This window comes from Flagellimonas aurea, assembly GCF_017313785.1.
Taxonomy (GTDB): Bacteria; Bacteroidota; Bacteroidia; order Flavobacteriales; family Flavobacteriaceae; genus Flagellimonas; species Flagellimonas aurea.
The window spans coordinates 1-19,953 of the sequence record NZ_JAFLNL010000003.1; the positions used below are offsets into that span (position 1 = coordinate 1).

The 19,953-nt window shown below is 42.4% G+C and carries 14 protein-coding genes; 4 read left to right on the forward strand and 10 right to left on the reverse strand.

Annotation, left to right across the window (positions count from 1 at the left end):
- Positions 1–103: 103 nt before the first annotated feature.
- From J0656_RS05815 to J0656_RS05835, 5 genes are all read right to left on the reverse strand, one after another.
- Positions 104–1,123, reverse strand: a complete 1,020-nt coding sequence (locus tag J0656_RS05815; protein WP_207032241.1) for a phosphotransferase — start codon at positions 1,121–1,123, stop codon at positions 104–106.
- Positions 1,124–1,889: 766 nt separating this feature from the next.
- A complete protein-coding gene (locus tag J0656_RS05820; RefSeq protein WP_207032242.1) occupies positions 1,890–2,219 on the reverse strand; it encodes a YegP family protein in 330 nt (109 codons plus the stop codon).
- A gap of 49 nt (positions 2,220–2,268) precedes the next feature.
- Entirely contained in the window at positions 2,269–4,257 is a 1,989-nt protein-coding gene (mobC, locus tag J0656_RS05825) for a conjugal transfer protein MobC (RefSeq protein WP_207032243.1), read from the reverse strand.
- 180 nt (positions 4,258–4,437) lie between these two features.
- The gene (locus tag J0656_RS05830; protein ID WP_207032244.1) at positions 4,438–5,715 is read right to left on the reverse strand and encodes a relaxase/mobilization nuclease domain-containing protein; all 1,278 of its coding nucleotides are present in this window, start codon (positions 5,713–5,715) and stop codon (positions 4,438–4,440) included.
- A complete protein-coding gene (locus tag J0656_RS05835; protein WP_207032245.1) occupies positions 5,703–6,092 on the reverse strand; it encodes a plasmid mobilization protein in 390 nt (129 codons plus the stop codon). The genes J0656_RS05830 and J0656_RS05835 overlap by 13 nt, the downstream gene beginning before the upstream one ends.
- A gap of 495 nt (positions 6,093–6,587) precedes the next feature.
- Here J0656_RS05835 and J0656_RS05840 point away from each other — a divergent pair, with 495 nt between their 5' ends.
- Both J0656_RS05840 and J0656_RS05845 read left to right on the forward strand, forming a co-directional pair.
- Entirely contained in the window at positions 6,588–7,070 is a 483-nt protein-coding gene (locus J0656_RS05840) for a MauE/DoxX family redox-associated membrane protein (protein ID WP_207032247.1), read from the forward strand.
- A gap of 54 nt (positions 7,071–7,124) precedes the next feature.
- Positions 7,125–7,394 carry a DUF6520 family protein gene (locus J0656_RS05845; protein WP_207032249.1) on the forward strand — a complete coding sequence of 90 codons (270 nt, stop codon included), beginning with the start codon at positions 7,125–7,127 and terminating at the stop codon, positions 7,392–7,394.
- Positions 7,395–7,438: 44 nt separating this feature from the next.
- On the opposite strand, the gene J0656_RS05850 is transcribed toward J0656_RS05845, so the two are convergent.
- The 5 genes from J0656_RS05850 to J0656_RS05870 all read right to left on the reverse strand — a co-directional run bounded on the left by J0656_RS05850 (position 7,439) and on the right by J0656_RS05870 (position 17,310).
- Complete coding sequence (locus J0656_RS05850; protein ID WP_207032251.1) at positions 7,439–10,342, reverse strand: M16 family metallopeptidase; 2,904 nt, start codon at positions 10,340–10,342, stop codon at positions 7,439–7,441.
- 124 nt (positions 10,343–10,466) lie between these two features.
- Entirely contained in the window at positions 10,467–11,861 is a 1,395-nt protein-coding gene (locus J0656_RS05855) for a RagB/SusD family nutrient uptake outer membrane protein (RefSeq protein ID WP_207032253.1), read from the reverse strand.
- A gap of 10 nt (positions 11,862–11,871) precedes the next feature.
- Positions 11,872–15,165, reverse strand: a complete 3,294-nt coding sequence (locus J0656_RS05860) for a SusC/RagA family TonB-linked outer membrane protein (RefSeq protein WP_237688862.1) — start codon at positions 15,163–15,165, stop codon at positions 11,872–11,874.
- Positions 15,166–15,260: 95 nt separating this feature from the next.
- Complete coding sequence (locus tag J0656_RS20345; RefSeq protein WP_207032255.1) at positions 15,261–16,481, reverse strand: FecR family protein; 1,221 nt, start codon at positions 16,479–16,481, stop codon at positions 15,261–15,263.
- A gap of 202 nt (positions 16,482–16,683) precedes the next feature.
- Positions 16,684–17,310: an RNA polymerase sigma factor gene (locus tag J0656_RS05870; protein WP_207032257.1), complete on the reverse strand. Its 627-nt coding sequence runs from the start codon at positions 17,308–17,310 to the stop codon at positions 16,684–16,686.
- A gap of 685 nt (positions 17,311–17,995) precedes the next feature.
- Between J0656_RS05870 and J0656_RS05875 the strand changes: the two genes are divergently transcribed.
- Both J0656_RS05875 and J0656_RS05880 read left to right on the forward strand, forming a co-directional pair.
- Positions 17,996–18,928, forward strand: a complete 933-nt coding sequence (locus J0656_RS05875; protein ID WP_207032258.1) for a helix-turn-helix domain-containing protein — start codon at positions 17,996–17,998, stop codon at positions 18,926–18,928.
- Positions 18,929–19,408: 480 nt separating this feature from the next.
- Positions 19,409–19,906 carry a MauE/DoxX family redox-associated membrane protein gene (locus tag J0656_RS05880; protein ID WP_207032259.1) on the forward strand — a complete coding sequence of 166 codons (498 nt, stop codon included), beginning with the start codon at positions 19,409–19,411 and terminating at the stop codon, positions 19,904–19,906.
- Positions 19,907–19,953: the final 47 nt, after the last annotated feature.

A 19,953-nucleotide genomic window follows, 5' to 3' on the forward strand; every position in this document is an offset into this window, starting at 1 on the left:
ACAGAAAAGAGTGTATCACATATAGGATGCCGAGCAAGTTATACTAAAAGAAAAAAGTGGTTTAAGACAAAAAGAACATATTGACTATCTTTGAGAAACTGGACTATGGCTTTTCATAGGAGCCATTGTTAGCCACAGTTATTTTTTTGTTTTTATAATATTCCATCCAAGATTTTATTCTTCCGACAAACATTTTCAGATAGTTTTCAGTCAAGAATATATTCGACCAATCAAATCTTTGTGCTTGAACGCCAAGATAAAAAGCAAAAATAGACGCTCCTGCCTCTGGAATTAACTTAATTTCTTTTTCCGTAAGTTCTCTTACATTGCGATAACCATTAAGAAAACTTTCAACTTTTGATTCATATACTTCTTTGTCTGATTCTATGTGAAATAATTGGATAAAGAAATAGCCAATGTCTAAAAACAAAAATCCATTACCGCAATTGTCAAAGTCAAAAATTGTTATTTCTTCTTTGTTTTTGACAGTTACATTATCGTACCAAATATCGAGATGAACTATTCCTTTTTGGAATTCGGATTGTTCTATATCTTGAAATTTTTTGGTGATTTCAATTCCTGTTTTTTTAAGATATTTCATTTCGCTCAAATCCTCCGAGAAAAATTCCGTTAATCGCTCGTATGATTTAGTTAAAAGTAATTCTAAATTATAGTTTGTTCTATTTATACTCTTATTTGAAGTAATGTTGTGAAACTTTGCCATTAGAAGCCCCATTTCAAAACAAGTTTCATTATCCATAAATCTCATTTTTTCACCTTCAGCATATGAAAATAGCACAATGTAGCGAAGACCTTCAGGTGCATTGATTTCTTGTATCAGGTTATTTTCTTTATCTGGAATAGGATATGAAACGGAAAGACTATTTTCTTTCAAAAGTTGAAGAAGCCTTAATTCTTCTTTAATTTCAGTCTTGGTTCTCCAATCATAACAATAGACTCTTATAACATACTTATTGTTTTTGTCAGAAATGAAATAGGTGTGATTTACACCTGTTCTGAATAATTTACACTGAAATTTTTCATCCAAATTGTATTTATCCTTCACAAACTCACCCAAGTTTTTTTCTGATAAAATTGATGCTATAACTGGAAAATTGGACATTCGATTTCGTTTGTTTTTAATTGTGGCTAACTTGTTTATATGCTGAACTTTTATAGGCATATACTCCCAGTATGGTTGGCTATGCCCAAGTTTTGTGATTATTTAAATTATTATTTTTCATTGGATTCTAACGATGTCCAATTTATTTCTTATTTACAACAGGTTTATTGGCACCATTGTATAAGTTTTACCTAATCAAAATATTATTGTAAACACAAATCCTTATCCAAACCGGGCGAAGAGGGGACTTTTGCCTTATCACAAGGCAAGGCCGATTTTACATTTAATAAGAATATGGCTGTTAAAAAAAACAGTCCCAAGATAATAAAAAACTCTTAAAAAAATCTAAATGATTTTACGGCTCCATTACCTATCGAAATAGCTTTGAATAACCGATTCCTCAACCCATTCCCCTGCTTTCCGTTGCCCTCCCTACCTTCGGCAGGCAGGCACTCCGGGAAAAGCGCTTTGTCAAAATAGTCTTGGACACAACCCCTCCCACATTTCTCCTGTTTATCTTCTCGCTCTGCTAAAGAATGTTTAATTCTTAAAACCAATACTAAGCGAACAAAAATGAACCAACTTGAATTTGGTTTTCTGTAGTTCCATTGGCCCGACCAAAATCCAAACAAAGATTATCCAAACAGGTCTCTTTCGATTTTATTTTAGATCCTATCGGTATAAGTCAAGCCTCATGAGAGCCTGAAAAACAAAAAACTGTCCTTGTTGGGGACAGTCCTTCATTTGTTTTACTATGGTCTTTAAATTAAGTAAGATCTTCCACAGTCGCACCAGGTGCATTGTTCTTTACGGAAGCAATGCCGTTTTCCATGGCGCTGAATGAAGAGTACATTTCACTGGTCCCGATGACCTGGCCATTGGTAGCCTTTAAGTTGAAATACGGACTTCCGTTGGAGGACTCCAAACGTTCGTACCTGTCGTCATCCTGGGAATTGGTTCGGACGGACTCGATACCATTGGTACATCCCGATTTGGCCTTGTACCCCTCGCTGGCAAGGATGTTCTGGCCGTTGGCGGCCTTTAGGCGGAACCTGAATTCTCCGCCCTTGTCCTTATAAATCTGAAATTTTGACATCGTTTAATGGTTTTGTGTTCGGCACCATAAGATAACAAAAAATCCCCTATCATTCCCTTTTTTTCTTTCGGATCACCATGTGCGCTGTGGCCGGGTTATGCAAAAGACGGTCGATTTCCGTTTCGATAATATCCTGGATATCCTGTTTGATCTCCCTGTAATTACGTTGCACCATTTCCGGGGTGAGCTCCCGTACCGGGGCAATGGGTTCATAGGTCTCTTCCTCCCTTTTCAGTGCTTCATGGTCATTGATGATCTCGCAGTGAAAGGCTTTCAGGTCTATTTTATCCGTGGGATTGTCCGCGACCATCCCTACGAATTCCCCGGAACTCAGGGAGGAAATGGTGGAAGCGGGAACGGCCAGTTCCAATTGTTTGTTCTTGCTAATGGACGTATCCCCGGAATTGATGGATATACTTTCGCGGTCCTGCATGATCTTTCCAAAACGTTCAGAAAGGTTCTTCGCTGTGTCCCCGGTCACTTGCCCCGAGACTATATTACCGACGATATTGATCAGCACATCGGCCTGCTCCCTACCATAATCCTTCCTGAGCTGGCTAAAATCCTGAATGCCCATGCAGGTGGCCACCTTATTGCTACGGGCAGTGGCTATCAGGCTGTCCATATTGTTAAGATAAATGGTGGGAAACTCATCAAAGACCAAGCTGGATTTGAGCTTCCCCTTTTGGTTGACCTGTTTGACCAGCCGGGTGATGTACAGGGAGAGCACCGCCCCATAGGTCTGTATCTTTTGCGGGTTGTTACCCATACAGACAATTTTAGGTTCGTCGGGATTATTGATATCCAGGGTAAAGTCGTTCCCGGACATCACATAATACAGGCTGGGAGACGATAAGCGGGCCATGGCGATCTTTGCCGAAGCGATCTGCCCTTCGAGCTGTTCCATCACATCATTGATATAGGCATTGACAAAAGGATTGATCAGCACCTCGATTTCCGGTTCCATCCGCAAAAGGGTAAAGAGGTCGTCATACTCGGCCTGCATGAGTTCGATGACGTGGGGGAGCGTACAGAACTCCCCGTCCTGGTACTTGCGCAGGTACCAGATAATGGCAGTAAGGAAGTTGATGGGCGATTCCACAAAGAAGTCGCCCTGTCTTTTGATCCAGTCGCGGTTAAGCCCCATCAGGATAGTCCGTGCCGATTCCGCCGCATCGGTAATATCGATCATGGTGGAAGGTTCCAGTGGATTACAGCGGTGCATGATCTTATCGAAATCAATGACAAAGAAAGCGGGCGCCTTTTTGTAGCGATCCCTATGTTGGAGCCAGGTGTTATAGGCTATGCGGGAGAGATCGTCATACTTGAAGTCATAGACGAACATGGAAAAACCCTTTCGGATATGTTGGGTAATGACGTGGCGGATCACAAAATAGGATTTTCCCGAGCCTGGGGTCCCCAGTACCATCAATCCCCGGAATGGGTTGATGATGTTGATCCAGCTCTCCCTTATCTTGTCCTTAAGGCGGTATCGGGCCGGGAGGTTCACCGAGTATTCGTTTTCCAGCAAGCGTTCTTCCTGGGGGAAGGTCTCGTTCTGCCTGTTGAAAATATCGCTGTTGTCCAAGCTGGTGCGGATAATCCTTGACAGCAGGGTCCCACCGGTCAGGATGCACAGAAACCCCAGGGAGGTCATGGCCATATAGAAGATGGCCAGTGCCATGTCGTTCATGGGAAAATACCACAACCAACGCCCTGTAAAATAGAGCAGCAACCCCGGCACGATATGGGCCATAGCATTTTTGAGCTTTAGTTTCTCCTTTTTCTTTCCCCTGGCCCCGATAAGGGAGATGACCAGTATTCCGAGGGCCATCAACTTGGAGGTTTGGAAATGGTCAAAAAGGCCTGTTTCATAAATATTGTGGAGCAATCTGTTGGTAAATCCAGTTGTCAACTTCCACTGTTCAAAGGCGCTGAAACAGTAGTAATAAAAGTGCAGGCATAAAAGGAACACCCCTATAAGCCTTGTCATGTCCAGAATCTTGCGCAGTGCCTGTTCGTTCTCACCTGTTTGCATGGGTCGTGGTTTTGAATAATGTTGTCAAAGAAACCAGGGCTTAGGTTACGGCCTTGGTGCGGAGCCTGTGCCCGCCGAAGGGTGGTGCGGCGGAGTAGCCAAGGCGGTAACCCCATAGTTGTTCCCGGGCGGAATGCTTTAGCAAATTCGGCCCCGGAACAGGACCTGAACCAAGCTCCTCTATCGTTTCTTCTTTTTCTTATTTTGCTTTCTGAGGTGGTACGGCAGGTAATCCGCTACATTTTCCACCTGTAGCAATGTATCAAGCATTGTAGGTTCTTCCTTCGGTTGTGCAGGTGCGGGAGGATTTGACATGGCCTTGGTTTCTGCCGCAGAGGGCTGCGGCTGTAACCCTTCTTCCTGTTGCCGTGCGGAATGCCCTGGCTGATTCGGCACGGCGATTGCTCCTGGTCCCAGACGTTCTTCCAATGCCTTGGCACTATAGTCCTTGCCCAGTTCACTGCCGTTAAAGACGCATTGGGTCCGGTGGTCCACAAAGGTCACCCCATAGAGATGCCCTTCAGTGCTCTGACGTAGCCGTAGATGAATGCCCTGTGTTTCCAGGTCTTGTTTTAAACTTCCCAAGGAAACAATATCCGTGTTTGCCAGTGCTTTGTCCAGGACATTTTTAAGTTTGAGCTTATGGGGAAGCTTTTTAGGTTTGTTTTTAAGGAACCTTTCCTGAAGGTTTTTCAGGATCGGTTTGTTATAAAATAGACTCGCCTTAAGGGGTACCCCTATCCTATTTCCTTTATCATCCAACAGGCAAAATTGAAGGCCATTATGACGGTACATCACAGAGTCCTCCCCTCCCCGTTCTGCTGCTACGTTATACAGGTTCAGCACGGCATTCAGTTCCGGTAAACTGGCATATCTGTATCTGTCCAATACATACTGCAGTACCGTCTGGATGGCCGCTTTGGTGGTCCGTTTACCATAACTTGCCTTTTCCACATCGACAGGATCCAGGGCATAGGTATCCTTATGCCGACTCTGGGCCACTACCAGCCCGTATTCCACTTCAATGGTCTTCCGGGCCTGTTCCGACTGGTTCCTGCCGATATTGTTCATATCAATGCGACGGCCATCCGCACGGATGTTCACCGAACAGATATGCAGATGGGGATGTCCGGCATCCTCATGACGGTACACGAGATAAGGCTGTTTATCAAAGCCTATGCCCTTCATATAGGTATGGGCAATGCTGTTCATGTCCTCATTGGAAAGCTTTTCGGAAGGGTCGAAATTCAGTGAAATATGTACACTGTTCCGTTTCACGTTGGGGTTGAGCGCTGCCCGTTTCAACAGGCGGTTCAACCGCATACCAGCACTCATTCGGGTAGCCTCCACCGGGTAATTCCCCTGGCCGATGCAGCGCGCCACCCCTTCTTTGACCTTGTTCTCATTGTAGTTGAAAATGCGGTGTATCGAACGTCCGGTTTTGATCACTGCAACCATGCCGCTACCATTTTTTGAAGGTGGTCCTCTAAGGTATCGATCTTTTGGAAAAGGAGGGCCTTGTCCTTTTCATTCCGGTCGATCCAGGTCTTAAAGTCCTCGATCCGCCAAAGGGTGTACAGCTTTTTTACCGCCTGGTTATAGTTGTTCCCTATGTGGTTGAGCTCGTCCCTTAACTGACCGATCTCTTCCATAAGACCGTCCAGGGAAGCATTCCGGTAGGTGGTCACCACGGGTCTATTAAAAAGGCTATCGCGAATATATTGACTCAGTTTCCGGGAGGTGGTCCTGTGGAACTGTTGCTCCAATTTTTGGTATTCTTCCGGGGTAAAACGGACGTTCACCCAGCGTGTACGTTTTGAATTTTTCCTCTGCATATTCCTCTTCATTTGGTCATTAAAAGTACCATCTGTCTTATAGAAAGCAGGCCATACGAGTTCCGAGTAAAATGGCCCACAAAAATCGATTGTGACACAATCGGACATCTTGCCGTTTGCAAAAAGGCAGCAAACTATATTAAACTTTAAAGGGAGGTAAACATCGTTTTGTCCAAGGGAAGTATTCCAGATGGGATACGACGGTGAAAGTCACTAAAGGGACTACAAAGATACGTAAAATTCCGCAAAGCCATATCCGGTTGTTTGAACCTAAACCCAACATTCCGTGACATTTGGAACCGAAAATGAACATATGACACAATAAAAAAAAATCGTGTCGGATTCAGGATATTCCATCCCGGATTTAGGACACAATCCTTTCATAACAATCCCTTAATTTAGCTTATGTAATTACAGACAACCGACCCACTTCAAGGAACCACCTGTTCCCGATGCCCTTTTATTCTTTCATTGTTAACCATAAAATGCTACCCCATGAAATGGCTGACCAATAACCGTACTTCGGTCATCTATACTATTGTACTATTGCTATCCATGTTTTTGATGTACACTGGCCTTACAAAGGTTTGGGAAGGTGACCTCTTTTACCACAACATCATCGATTCGCCCATATTCGGAGGGGAGAGTATGGCCCTTGTGACTTCGTGGGTTTTTCCCTTCCTGGAGATCCTCACCGCAATGGCCCTGCTTTGGTCCAAAACCAGACGACTGGGCTTATTTATGGACCTAGGCCTTTTTCTGGCGATTACCATTTATTTGGTTTCCAATATATATTTCAGTGAATCCATACCCTGTACCTGTCGCACATTTTTCTCCATGTTGGATTGGCAGGGGCATTTGTACCTGACCCTGGGGTGCCTGGTGATCACTGTACTGACCATAATCTTATACCCGACAAAGACGAAGAGAACTTCTACATATAAAACCCATTTTGTTGCGCAACAAAGCCAGGAGTAAGCTGAAAACCTGTAATAGAGTAAGCACTTAATTATTAACTAAAAACAATTTGATATGAAAACTAAATTTTTATTGCCTGTACTGGCAGTGGTATTTGCCACAGGTATGTCGTTTGCGACCGCCAATTTGAATGCCGACCCGGATAATGATTACATTGAAAGGGATGGTTGGGAAATGATTCCTGAAGTTACTTCATGTACTCCCACTGAGCAAGCATGTTTTGGTTTATCACAATCGGATGGTTTGGTCTATCGGATTTATGATACACCTGATGTAAATGATCCAAAAGAAGGGAATGGTACAGTACAAGCTGTAATACCCTAATTTATTTTATTTAAAGGGGGTGTGATATGCACCCCCTTTTGTTATTATTTTCCCATTATGAATTCATAACGGTGGTCTTTGGCCAGATATTTTTTTGCAGTTTTCATGATATCTTCAACAATTAATGATTTTATATAAATATCTACTTCCGATTTGGACAACCAGGGAGCATCATACCTATAATATTCATATAATCTCTCGTCAACTTTTGAATTATTAAATAACCCTGTGGAATACTTGCTATCAATTTCTTTTAAGACCCGTTCTACCTCATTCTTATTAATTGTGCCCTTCTTTATATCCCCCAACAATTGGTGGATTGCTTCCTGCAACAATCGGAATTGTTTCTCTTTCTCAACTTCATTTCCCTTGGCGTTAAAATCTACTCTTAATATAATTTCGTACCTGGCAGCCTCAAAATTATATCCCCCAAAAACAAAAGGTGTATATACTGAAAAACCCTGATTTCGCAATACGGTAATAAGGTGATTTCTCATCATTGCAACTAAGACGTTAACCTTGATTCTTTCTCTCCAATCAAAGTTTTTAGTGACAATGTATTTTTCAGCATATACCATCCCTTCTTTCCCCTCTCCATATTTTGGTACAGGAATCTCAAATAATATTGGCCCATTGTCCAGTTTCACTCTCTTCTGTTTGTATGACCTGCTTTGATTTTGAGATGCCCTATCTGGTAAATTGCCTAAATATTTCTGAGCCATATTTATAACGACATCCTTATTATAGTCCCCTGTTATGATAAAAGTAAAATCGTTTGTTCTGCCAAAGAGATCTTTGTAGTGCTCGTAGGCCTTGTCCATGGTTACCATGGGCAGTCCTTCTACCATCGCAGTGGTATTGTTATAATTAATGTTATAATCTCCAGTCAATGATTTCATGGTGTTGTCCATATCATTGCGAAGTATATGCCCTTTCACATAACTTTCAAATTCACCTTTCTTCCAGTCAGAAAACGCATTTTGATCTATGCGAGGCTTCCTGATATATAAATATATAAGCTGAAACATTGTTTCCATATTTTCCAACGTTGTCTCACCTTTTATCCCTGTTTCAGAAACATTAATATATGGATGTACCTTTACCTTGTTGCTTCTTGAAGCTAAATAACGACTAATATCAAATTTGTCTTTATCTGCAATTCCCGAGTTAAGTACAATGGCTGAGGAATGTATAGCCGAAAAATAATCATCTCCTTTATAACACTGGGCTCCTATCGGGCTGAATCCATGTACTTTTATGCCTTCGACACCTTCTTTTTGTGGCAGCAGGACAACTTTGATTCCGTTGTTCAGTAACAATTCCTGTGCTCCGGTATCCTGGTTAGTGCTTTTGCCAGCATAATCTGGTTTGGTCAACGCAAGTACTTCCTTTTCCTGCATTAAACTTTCCGGTACTTCTGGTGGTCGATATGCTTCCACCGGAGCATTCCATGCATCTTTTATCCACGAACGAATATCGGTTTGATTCAAGGATAAAATGCTGTTGCCCTCGTAGGCTGCAATACCAATATCATCGGGTATAGCAGGTATCAAGGCTTTTATTTCCTCATTTACCTGGGTTAAGGACAACCCTTTGAACCAGCCCCTTAAATAGGTATTCTTGTCTTCTGGCAGGGCTTCCCCGTAAATAAAATGTGAGCTCATTTCCTCAATCAAAGATGATGTACTTTTGCTTTTACCCCTATCCATTTGCTGAATCTCTTCTTTTTTCAGCATGTTCCATTCTTCTTCCAACAGTCCGTGTTGATAGAGCTGACGTAAAAGTCTAATGGTTCTTTCAGTACCTTCTTTTGCACTATTGTTCTTGCTATCAATAAATATTGTAAACATATTGCGAGCTTGGAATATACCGAAAGCCTTTTTATAGGTCAAATACTTGTTAAATCCACTGAAATCGTTATTATACTGTTCTTCGTTATGCCGGGTACGAGTTAGGAGCACTCCTGATAGAATGTTCCAAAGCAATTCTCTTCTCAACCCTTCTTGGGCATGTAGTTTAGCCTTTGTATAGTGATCCCTATACCCTAAATGAAATATTACTTGTTGCTTATCAATATTATCCTGATTCCCCAAGGGAACAGCTACCTTCGCGAATTGGGGTTCTTGTATAAAATACATCGAATCCATATTCATAAATTTCCTTGGATTTGTTGGTTTTGGGATTTTAGAGAACCTTTTTTTCACAAGGGCCTCCACACTATCCACATCCTTTATATTACCCACTACCATTAGTGCACTCAGGTCCGGCCTGTACCAGTCGTTATAGTAGCGTCTTAAAATTTCCGGCTTGAAAGTCCGATGATATTCTATGTAATAATTCAAATCATTCCGCCAATTTCTTGCCCCAGGATCTATTTTTGATTGCAGTCCAATTCTTGACGTCTCCCTTAGGTCGGCACCAGCAGAGCTCTTACCAATTCGTTCCTGACTCAAGATTCCCCTTTCCGCATCGATCTCCTCAGTGGTTAGTTTAAGGTCACCGCCAACAATATCCTTGAACCACAATACCGCCTTTTCCAACGCATACGGATTTTTGTTAGGAATTTCAAAATTATACTTTGTATAATATTTTGATGTAGAAGCGGTAATATCAAAAAATCCTATTTTTAAACTGTCCAACTGGTCAGGAGCCTTAATTCCCAATGGGAAATGCTCGCTGGACTTGAATGCCATATGTTCTAAAAAATGGGCTATGTCAATCTGATCCATATCCTGGATACTTGCGCCTCCTTTTAGGACCAGGCTCATGTCTATTTTATCGGACGAGGAGGAAGTAGGTCTAATATAATAAGTAAAACCATTGGCAAGTTTTCCATAACGGATGCTTGGATCCAGAGGTATGGTGTCATTTTTTGGTTGTTTTTGGCATTGGACTGATAAGGTTGTACCTATCAATATTAGAATAAAATAAATATGATTGAATTTCATGGGTTGTTGTTAGAATTAATGAATAGCAAAGTCATGGAAAGTTTCCCCATCATAGAAATCTATGGATAACTTGACTGAATGATTTGAATTATAAATTTTTGCTTGTGGCTAAAAGGTTTGTCAATTAATAGCCATCGTTTTGCCCCAATCCAGGGATTTTCATACGTTCCTGTTCCGGAATAGGGTATAGCACATCGGTATCTTGCCATAAAGGGTTAGTGCTTCCCAAAGTTTCGGAGGCTTTACCTACTCGTTTCAAATCAAACCATCGATGCCCCCATTCCGTAAACAACTCTTTTTTACGTTCGATAAGGATTTCGTTAACCAAATCTTCCTGATTGATCTCGGGGTTTGTTTCGGATAATAGGCCAAGTCCTGCTCGGTCTTTGATTTTATCCACATCGGAGATTCCTCCCGATATATTGCCCTGTCGGGCTCGGGCTTCGGCCCGGATCAAATACTGTTCTGCCAAACGGAGCACCGTGGAATACTCGGTAATATTGTTCGTACTTCTCCCATCCTTATATTTATGGGGATAGTAGGTTTCCTTGTCCTGGTTATATCCAATCCAATAACTTCGCCGCATGTCCGAGTCTTCAAAAAAAGCTGCATATTCATTGGTCAACGCCAATCGTGGAATAGGGGAAACAAATAAATAACCATCATTTGTATTTGTGGAACTATTACCATTTCCGGCAGGAGAAATTTGCCAAATCGCTTCCTGACTGTTCTTGAGAAATACCTGGTCCAAGTCCTTCAAGAGTTCATAGTAACCTGATTGATTGATCACATTAGTACTATGTATTTCTGCCAATGCCCATTCCTGTCGATATAAATATACCCTTGCCAAAAGGGCTTCAGCTGCGAATCGATTCACGTTGATACGTTCGCTATCCGGATACCCGGCATCAAGAAGAGTAACGGCCTCTTGAAGATCAATACTAATTTGACTATAGACCTCTTCAACTGATGCTCTTGACATTTCGGCATTGATCCTGTAGTCCGTTGTCAATACCAAGGGTACTTCACCATATAGGTTGACCAATTGAAAAAAGGTAAAAGCCCTGATAAATCTGACTTCTCCTTCTAGTTGATTGCTTACCTCTACTGATATTTGCTCAGATGCCGATACCCCTTCCAATACCGAATTGGCCATATAGACAATATTATAAGCACTGCTCCAAAGGGAAAGATTGGCCGTATTATTAGGTAGGATTTCATTTTCCTGAAATTCCAAATAACCCAAATCCGTGGCCGTATTGAGGGTGAATATTTCATCAGCACTTAAACCCGCCAAGGCAGTCACACTATTACTTCCCCCATTGCAAAACGATGCAGACCGGAACAGTTCGTTATAGATACCCTGCATAGCACTCCGGGCTGTTTCATCACTGTCGAATACACTTTCAACTGTTAGTTTATTGGTAGGAACATCCACTTCCACAAAGTCATCACATGACAGGGCACAAAGCACTAAAGTAATTGCAATTATTGACTTTATATCTTTATAAGATTTCATATTCATTTTTTTAGAAATTAAGTTGGAGTCCAGCAGTAATGATGCGTAAATTCCCAAAACCTGTACCTGCACCAGTTGCAAATTCTGCATCCATCCCATCATAACCAGTTAGGGTAAAAAGGTTTTGTCCATTGACAAATATTTTGCATTCATCAATTCCTATTGTTTGCAAGGGGCTAGCTGGTAAGGTATAACTCAGGGATAAGGTTTTTAATCGTATAAATGAGGCATCAGAATAGATCAGGTCTGAATTTTGAACATTCAAATAAGCTAACAATGCTCCTATGGATTGTGAAATGTTCTGAAAGGGGCTTCCATCGTCCAAAGCCTCCGCAACGAAAGCTCTTTGAGCACCATAACGCCCTACATCGAATAGTGCCAGGTTTCCCTCTTGCTTGACAAACTGCCAAAGGAATTGGAGGGAAATCTTTTTATAGTTTAAGGTGTTGTTGATGCCTCCAAAGAACTGTCTGTTTTGGTCTTTAATGATTACCCGATCTTCAAAATCATACCTTCCATCGACATTGACATCCTCTACAGAATATAATCCAGTTTCAGGGTCAACGCCTACGTATTGATATAGCAGGGCTATGTTCAAAGGATGGCCTACCCGATAGGTATTGGCATAGGACGATTCATCAAGTCCAGGATAACTTACCAGCTTATTTTTGGGGAAGCTTACGTTGAAGCTAGTATGCCAGTTAAAATCATTGCTACGAAAATTAGATGATGAAAATTCCAATTCCCATCCCGTGTTTTGTACTGTAGCCGGGAGATTGGCTTGTACCATACTAAATCCAGTGGTTCCGGGTAACGGATAACCTACCAATTGGTTTGAGGACCGATTTCGGTACCAGCTTGCACCGAGATTAATCCGGTCCTTAAGGAATCCCAATTGTACACCTGTTTCCAGTTTTTTATTTACTTCCCAGGAGTAATCCGGATTGGCAAGGGCGGTGGGATAAAGTCCCCCAGGTGCCACCGTAGCCTCATAGGCATCCAGGTAACCATAGTCCCCGATCTGGTCATTCCCAGTGGTGCCGTAACTACCGCGCAACTTACCGAAACTTAAAAATTTCAGATGTTCTCGTACCCAATTTTCCTCAGAAAAAATCCAGGCGGCCCCAATGGCCCCAAAATTGGCCCATCGTTTTCCCGGACCAAAACGGGAGGAACCATCCCTTCTTCCTGTAAGGTTCAGAAAGTACTTTTGGTTCCAGTTAAGCCCTAAGCGTCCAAAAACGGCATGATAGCGATAGTCGGTAGTTTGATTGACTCCCTGGGTCAATGTTTCCGCAGCGGCAAGATTCCCGATAAGGGCTTCCGACACATACCCCGAACCTGTAACCCCAGTTTGATTGTTTTGGCTTTGCTGAAAGGTAGTACCGATCAAACCATCAATTTGAAGATTGCCGAGGTGGGTATTATAGTTCAATTGGGGTTCTATGATCCAGGACTTCCTGTGACCAATTAAATGGTCGGACCTGTGTTCCCTGGTCTGCCATGATGAAGGATTATAGGATCTTTTTGGCACCTTGATTAGTTCCTTGCTGTTTAAATTGGTAAAACCCAGGCTTGTACTAAAAGAAAGGTTGTTGAGAATTTTGTAATTTAAGTTTAAATTGGATATCAGGTTATTAGCCTCTGTTTTGCTGGCATTGAAATAGCCCTGAAAAGGATTATTGATACTCGCCTCTGCCCATTCCTCCCAGTGAAGACTTCCATCTTCATTAAAAATAGCAGGTGCATTTGGGGAAAGGCTAATGATTTGAGAGCCGGAAGACCCCACTAAATTGTTTATGTCCATACCATAATTCAGCTTCAAACCAAGGGATAATTTTTGGTCCTTGGTACTGTGGTTAAGGGAAAGGGCTACCGTGGCCTTTTCATACTTGGAATTTCCCGGATATATCGTGCCTTGTTCCTGATACCCTCCATTTATTTGAAATTGTGTATTGGCATTGCCGCCGGAAGCTGATAGATTGGCGTTGGTCACCCAGGCATTGCCACCCCAAAATACGTCCTGCCAATCCGTTTCACGGTTTTGGTCCCATAAGAGTAAATCATATGCATTTCTTGTTGTTGGTTCTACGCCATCATTTTCAAATGCCCTATTACGGATTTGTAAGTATTGCTTTGTATTGAGCAGATCCAGTCGGTTGGGAACCGTAGATACACCACTGTAAATTCGGGCTTGAAATGCTGTTTTCTGAGCAATCCCCTTTTTGGTCGTAATCAAAATCACGCCGTTGGCACCCCTGGAACCATAAATAGCCGTGGCATCCGCATCTTTTAGGACCTCAATACTTTCAATATTGGAAAGGTTCAGGGTACTTAAAGGATCTATCCCGGTAAAGGTTAATTTACTATTGTTACTTTCAACTGGCGTGGAATTGATGGGCATGCCATCAATAATATATAAGGGGTAGTTTCCCTCATCCCGTAAACTGTTCTGCCCACGGATACGGATGGTAGGTGCAGCACCGGGCAAGTCACCCCCGGGAGTGACCTCCATTCCTGCCACACGCCCCTGAAGCGCTTGAAGGGGACTGACCAAGGGCTGGAGTTCGACCTCCTTGGAGGTCACTTTGATTATATTCCCGGTTCGGACTTTTTCGGTAGTGGTATAATACCCCGCATTGAGCACCACTTCGTTCAATTCCGTTATATCTTCCTGTAATTCCACATTGATACGGGCTAGGTATCCTACGACGCGTTCCTGCGCTCTATATCCGATATAGCTGAAGACCAAAACATCCGTTGTTGAAGCAGAAATTTGATAATTACCATTAACATCTGAAAAGGTTCCCCTATCACTATCTTTTATATAGATGCTTACACCAGGCATGGGTCCCTGTGCATCGGTAACTGTTCCAGTAACAGTGTGTTGTTCCTGGTTTGGAGTTGTCAGGTTGGCAGCAGGTCCCGAAGGCATGTCATCGTTCAGGGTCAACACAATTTGCTTTTGTTCAATTTTATAAGAGATACCACTGTTTCCAAATACCTTTTGCAGTATCCGTTCCAGTTTCTCGTTCTTGGCGCGGATGTCCATTTTCCGGGAGGTATCGAGCTGGTCCTTGCGGTAAAGGAAGCGGTAATCGGTTGTGGTCTCTATTTCATGGATGACATCCAGAACCGTGGCCGATTTCAGGTCGAGGGTAATATTTTGACTGCGGTTTCCCTCCAGATTTGCATTGATCTGTAACAAGGTGGCAAAGAAGAGTGAGAGCAGCAGTTTCATCCGTAGGGTGATTTTAAGGCGGGAACTGTCCCGGTGCCTTACGGCATTCCTGATAATTTTCATACTTTTGGTTTGATTATTAGTTATATGTTTGGCTTGTAATCAATAGTATCGGAGGGTGTTGCGAGCACCCTTCGATTTTTTGATCTTAACTGGGTTTATTGCGTCATAGGCTGTGGTTTTTGGATGGTTATGGTCTTCTCTTTTATGTCATAATCGAAAACAGTTTGGTACTGGAACAACTTTAATATCTGGTCCAGCGGTTCCCGGCTAAAAGTCCCTGTGAACTTCACGTCGTTCAATTCCTCATAATGGTTATCTATCTTCACATCAAAACGTCGTTCCAGTTCCTTTAGGATCAATTCAAAACGGTCATCCAGAAAATAGAGCTCGCCATCTATCCATGCTGTGTATTTACGAATATCCACAGTTTCGACATTAATACTGCCGTCCTCGAAGACCGCACGCTGTCCAGGTACGATCTTTATGGGGTCGTCCTTTTTGGGACTATTAGGTTGGTAAACCCCCACGCTCCCTTCTTCCAGTACGGTAAAGGTGTTGTTTTCGTCCTTGTAACTCGAAACATTGAACCTTGTACCGTACACCTGGGTATTCAGCATGTCAGTCACTACAGTGAAGGAGCGTGTGGAGTCCTGTGCCACGTCAAAGAACGCTTCGCCGTCCAGGAATACGTTACGGGGCTTACCATGGGGGAACTGTACGGGATAACGCAACTTGGAGCCGGCGTTGAGATAAATATGAGAACCATCGGATAAGACTAATTCAAAATTTTTACCATAGGGTACTGTCAGCTCATTGTACACCAGCTCCGTTACGTCGTCCTTTGACCTTTGGTAGGTCAATATGTTTTTATTTTGTTTTCCCAGTGTCTTTCCTTTTTCAGTAATGACTACTCCAGAGGCCTCTTCGTCCATTACCTTAATGGTGCCGTCCTGTAATTCCAGGGTAATCTGGTTGGGATCGACAAGCAATGTTCCCTCCTTTGTAAAGAGGCCGAGTTGATAGGCCCCATAGCTCAACACCACTAATGGAATGGCCACGGCAGCTACCTTAATCAATCCCTTGCCAAGATTGTTAAAGAGGGATTTTGGACTGTTCATTCTGCCCCTTTCCCTGGTATTACGTTTTTCGATAATCTGCATCCATACCCGGTCCTTTTCATTTGGGGTCGGGGCGTCATCATCTTGGGCAAGCAATCGGACCATATCCCGGGCCGTTTCCACCACTTCCTGTTTCTCCGGGTGTTGGGCGAGCCAGTTATTCCAGAAATTGGAGGTAATGGCATCCTTCTCCAATACCCATTTCTGGAAATAATGGTCGTTTGCAAAATCTTCCGAAGTGTAATCCTTGTAGGTCACTATTGTTGTTTTTAAGGGGTAAAGGAAACAAGCCCCCTCTATAGAGTGGAGTAGATTTTTTCCTTGATCACTTCAAAAACGTGAAAAAAAATATGTCAAACATTTGTCAAAAGCTGTCAAAGGCCAAGAGTACTTAGCTTCCTGATGAAATTAAAGGGATTTCATTAATATCCGGAACCGGCTACAACAAACTGGAAAGGTTTTAAAACCCAAAATGGTCCCGTAGCCGTTTCATAGTTCGGGCCATGAGATTGTACACAGACTTGGTATCGGTATCCATGATCTCTGCTATTTCAGGGTAATCAATTTGGCAGTAGTATTTAAGGAAAATGATTTCCTGTTGGCTGATATTCAGCTTGGATACCGCATGTTTGATTTCTTTGCGGCGTTGGTCAAAGGCCTGTCGTTCTACCAACTGGTGTTCCAGGGATGGAACAGGTTCTTCCTCCAGCAATTCATTGACGGGAACCAGGCTCCTTTTTCCGGCCTTAATGGCACGGGCCACCACTTTTCTTCTGATGCAGGTCAACAGGTAATTGGTAATATTGCGTACCTCACCAAGGCGGTCCCTGGTCTCCCACAATTCGACAAAAAGGTCCTGGATGGCATCACCTACCAGTTCCCGGTCCCTGACCTGTTTGAGGCCATACCGGAACAGGATGTTAAAATTGCGATCATATATGGCGGCAAAGGCAGTTTCATTGCCTTCCCGGAACTTCTGCCAAAGTGCAGCATCGGATTGATTTTGGCCTAAGGCTTCTCCCTTCCCGGGAATTTCTCGGGGCTCCCTATCTGGTATGGATGATTTTCGTCTGAGGGAAAAAGCCAAAATCGGGGGTTTATTAAAATATTGTCAATCAACAGTTAACAGGGGGTTAAATTAAAAATTAAATTCAGAACCACACACATATTGTTTAAAAATTAAACATTTTGAGTATATCAAAACACCTTGCATTTTTCATCACCAGTACCTGAAAAAACTGATGTCAAAGGGAAATTGACCACACAATAAATAGCCACTTGCCCTACTCTACCAAAATGGAACAATGACATTAAAAAAATCAATAATGTAGTATTTATCCTTCTTTTGTGTCGTAAAAAAGAATCTGTTTGTAAATCTTTTTAGTATATTTTTGTTATTGGCATTTTATGGTTTTCCATTAATTCGTGAAGCTAAATAGCAGTATGTTGACTTTTGAAAAACCATTGTATATATCCATACCCTAAATTGGGTCAATAGATTTTATTCTCTTCCCCAATGTTTTTCAATGATAATTATTCTATGAATCAGGTATGGTGTTAGTGTGGTTCCCATATAAAAAGTGTCTGCAAGCTTGTGAATCACAGGTATAAAGGCAACAATCTTATATCGGGTATTGGGATAGAATCCGGGAGATAATGTAACTCGGTTTCTGAATGGATGGGAAAGCTGGGGTTATAGCACTTGAATAGCTATTATAGTTGGTCACAATCCCCTGGACAAAGAGGTTGGAATACTTAATATTCCGTCGGTTATGGTATCATTCACTAAAATTCAATTCGAGAATATTTGTCGCGTGCTCCATGAAATATCCACGGGCAATCTGGGGTACCGATTGCGATTCTCTGAAAGTGATGAGTACTATAACCTTCAGGCTAAATACCTTAACTTGATTGGGGAAATCTATACCCCATACCTGGTAGAATTGGCGAAACATGACAAGAAGGCCAATTTTCCGATCTTCCTGGAAATCCATCTGAGAGAAGACCTTATGATTAGGGAAGTCAGTCACAATATCTTTGGGCTCTTAGGGAAAAACCCTGGCGACTACATTGGCCTATCCTTCCGGGATCTCCTTACGGAGGAAAGCCTGAAAGGATGGAAAAAATTGAAATCCAACTTTTATATGCCGACCCCGGTACAATTTGGGACACGGTTTAATTTTCAGGTCAACCATTGGCTGTACTACTCCTGTTTCTGCTACATAACCGGGCAGCCAGACGGTTCTTTTAAAGTTACTTCCCAGAAGAATGAAAAGTACCGGGACGTCAACGCCATGATGCGTGACATGGGCCTATCAAATCAGAAAGGAAATTTTAAACATTCCCGGTTTACCATAACGGAAGCTGAAACCAACAAAAATAGGGATAAAGAAAACCTACAGAATTTGCTCCAGTTTATGGAAGAGCACCTGGAGGAGCCTACTCCGGATATGAAATCCCTGGCACATCGATTTGGCTTTAATGAAAAAAAACTGGTAAAGCATTTTAAAATGACCTATAACCAAACCCCTTATGCCTATTTTACCAATAAGAAAATGCAAAGGGCCATGAACCTGTTACAATCTACCCATTTGGGCATAGAAGACGTTGCGGCCTCTGTTGGATATCCAACCAAGTCCAGTTTTTATAAAGCTTTTAAAAAGAAGTTCGGCATACCTCCAGGAGCAGTTGAACGTGGGTTTTAAGGTAGTGAAATATAAAACCTGTGCATTTCCCTCCATCAAGGCTTGCCATTTTTCATCACTCAAAATTAAGATTTTGCATATCCCACTAATCGTCAAAATACAGGTACATATCTTCGAATTGTCCATCAGCACCCACCCCCTCTTCTACTTTAAAGTAAAAAGATCGGATTCTCGACACATATTTGGAGATTATGTAGAAAACAAGTCGGTTTTGTAGAAACCTTTGGAGCACTTCAGGACTATCAAGGCTAATTTTGCAGGCGTTGAAAGGTAAAGAAGAACGGTTTTCTATAGAAAAAATGAGGATTGTTGTCCAAAATCCCCCTATCCCCTTCTAAAATATTCTCTAAAGTGGACAAAATATTCTTTTATCAGGACTACTTAACCGATTAGTTTACAGAATTTTACTACCATATCAGAGGAACACAATAAATATACTGTAATCCATGAACAGGATATAACCGTTAAAACAATATACCGATGAGACCGATCCGATGGACATTGCCCAGCTTCTTTAAACGACACAAGGGTATCGTTATCGAGGTCATCTGTTTTCTTTTCATTCTATTGTTTGTGTATGCCGCGGTGAGCAAGCTCACCGACGTGCAGAAATTTACGGTGCAGATAGGGCAATCTCCATTACTCACCAACATAGCGGGCTTTACTGCGTGGTTTATCCCGATCGTTGAAATTGGTGTATCGCTCTTGTTGGCATGGCCAAGGTCCCGACTCTACGGGTTGTACGGGGCCTTTGGCCTTATGGTGATGTTCACAGCTTATATCATTGCTATCCTCAGTTTTAGCGAGCATATCCCCTGCTCATGCGGCGGTGTATTGGAAAAACTGGGCTGGACCGAGCATCTCATTTTCAACATCGTTTTTATAGCCCTTGCGGCCATAGGCATACTATTACTGACCCCTCCCCACTACCAACGGGATGACCTGGCACCACTCGGGGAACAAAGATATTCGCATTGAACTCCCTTCCTCCCAAAAGGGCATTGGCTATTGTTTTTTGAACGGCC